This window comes from Vibrio sp. 704 (assembly GCF_033339295.1).
Genome location: NZ_JAWOUH010000620.1, coordinates 1 through 622, shown reverse-complemented (window position 1 = coordinate 622; position 622 = coordinate 1). Strand labels below are relative to the sequence as shown.

Below are 622 nucleotides of genomic sequence, written 5' to 3'. Positions count from 1 at the left end.
ATTCCACTTAGACGACGAACAAAGAATCACCTAAACAGTATGTATTTTGGTGCATTAACCGTTGGTGCTGATGTGGCTGGTGGTTTTCTTGCGATGAGCAAAGCTCAGGAAAAAGGCGAGGCGATTTCTTTAGCATTTAAAGGAGTGAAAGCGGAGTTTTTAAAACGTCCAGAAGCGGATGTTCATTTCGTTTGTAATGACGGCCATGTCATTGATGAGATGCTAGACCATACTATTGCCACTGGAGCACGTGTTAATCGTGATGTGAAGATCATCGCGTTGTGTCCGAGCCTACATGGTCAGGAGCCGATGGCAGAGTTTGCGCTTACTCTATCCATAAAAAAAGCAGCTCAACATACAAAGAAGGCTGCTTAATAGTTTGAATCCGGTTTTTAATTGAGCTCGATTTTCTCGCTAGAGACTATTTTCGAGCGGTTTAGCACAACTTTCCAACGGTAGTAAACGGGCGCATCAGTGTGGTTGTCTTCTTTGACGATCACATTGAGTAAATGACGTTTCTCTACAGACTCTTTGGTCACTTGCCCTTCATTTAGACGATAAACGCGGTTTGAGCTCTTATCCATTAGGCGGATGATCGGGCGCAAACTGATGTTCAACGTCT

General features: G+C 43.9%; 1 protein-coding gene and 1 pseudogene. One reads left to right on the top strand and one right to left on the bottom strand.

The genetic code is table 11. From position 1 onward, the window contains the following. The coding region (locus R7R24_RS28105; RefSeq protein WP_318120358.1) for a DUF4442 domain-containing protein at positions 1–375 on the top strand (375 nt) is incomplete at its 5' end. A 17-nt stretch (positions 376–392) separates the two neighbouring features. Here R7R24_RS28105 and R7R24_RS28100 read toward each other — a convergent pair. After that, positions 393–622: pseudogene (locus R7R24_RS28100) on the bottom strand (hypothetical protein); the annotation flags it as partial.